Origin of the sequence: Testudinibacter crocodili (assembly GCF_006228025.1) — a bacterium.
GTDB lineage: Bacteria > Pseudomonadota > Gammaproteobacteria > Enterobacterales > Pasteurellaceae > Chelonobacter.
On the sequence record NZ_VDHF01000156.1, the window covers coordinates 1 to 1,495 of the forward strand.

1 protein-coding gene is annotated in these 1,495 nt (G+C 52.3%); it reads left to right on the top strand.

The features are described 5' to 3' along the window. Positions 1–1,495, top strand: a 1,495-nt coding sequence (locus FHQ23_RS12465; protein ID WP_267963718.1) for an alanine-zipper protein, incomplete at both ends; no start/stop codon positions are given.

The following is a 1,495-nucleotide window of genomic DNA, read 5'->3' on the forward strand; positions in this document are numbered from 1 at the left end:
AGCGATTGCCGATAAAAACAGTGGTGAAATTACTAAGTTAACCACCACCATCAACAATATCAATAACGGCGGCATCGGTTTGGTGCAAGACGACAGCGTGAAAAAAGAAATCACGGTGGCAAAAGACAGCGCCAGTACGGTATTGAATGTTGCCGGCAAGGATAATACGGTGCGTCGGGTGACGGGTGTAGCGAACGGCACTCAAGCTGGCGATGCGGTCAACAAACAGCAGCTGGATGGTGTGAAAAGTGTGGCTGACAGTGCCAAAGCCACGGCAGACGGCAATAAAACCACGATAACGACGCTACAAGCGGCGGATACGCTGAATGTCAAATACACCACAGCGGCAAAAGACACGGTTGCGTTGGGTGGCAATGGTGGCAGTAAAATCAGCAACCTGAAAGCCGGCACCGCAGACAGTGATGCGGCGAATGTCGGTCAACTCAACCGTGCGGTCAGCACGGCGACCACCACTATCACCAATAACATCAACAACGGCACGCTGGGTTTGGTGCGAGATGATAAAACCCTGATTACGGTGGCAAAAGACAGCAGTACTGCGACAGTCAGTTTATTAGGCGCAAACGGTCTGAAGCGCAAATTGAGCGGTTTGGCGGACGGCACGATTTCGGAGACGTCGGATGAAGCGGTGACCGGTGCTCAGTTCAAAAAATTCCAAGCTGAAGTGGAAAAAACCTTGGCGAATGGTGGCACGGGTGGCACCGGAACAGCGGCAGACCCGAATATGGTGACTTATGATTTCGGCAGTGATAAATCGGTGTTGACGTTCAATGCGGATAAAACGAAGGGGTCAGGTGACGGTAGTCTATTGAAAGGCGTAAAAGACGGGGTGGATAAAACCGATGCGGTCAATAAAGGTCAGTTGGACGGGGTGAAAGCGATAGCAGACAATGCCAAAACTACCGCAGACAACGCCAAAACCACGGCAGACAATGCTAAAACCACAGCGGATGAAGCCAAAGATATTGCCTCAAACCTGAAAGACGGGGTTGACGGCTTACAAGGGGTAATCGGCACCGCCGGTAAAGATGGTTTGAATGGCAAAGGTGGTGCAGCCGGTCAAGACGGTTTGAACGGTAAAGATGCGATTAGCCAAATCGTCGATATCCGCCAAGGGGAAGCCGGCACAGTGGTGTACACCGATGCGAACGGCAACCGTTTGTCGGTGGAAGACGGCAAATATTACCAACGGGCAGCAGACGGCAGTGCCGATAAGAGTAAGGAAGTGGCGGCGAATGCGGTGCGGTTGAGTGCGGTGAATGCCGATGGTACCACGACGGCACCGACGGTATTGGGTAACCTTGCCGATGGCAAATTGGCAGCAGACTCGAAAGAGGCGGTGACCGGTGGGCAACTGTTCACGGTGAAAACCACTGCGGATAACGCCAAAACCACGGCAGACAATGCCAAAACTACCGCCGACAATGCTAAAACCACAGCGGATGAAGCCAAAGATATTGCCTCAAACCTGAAA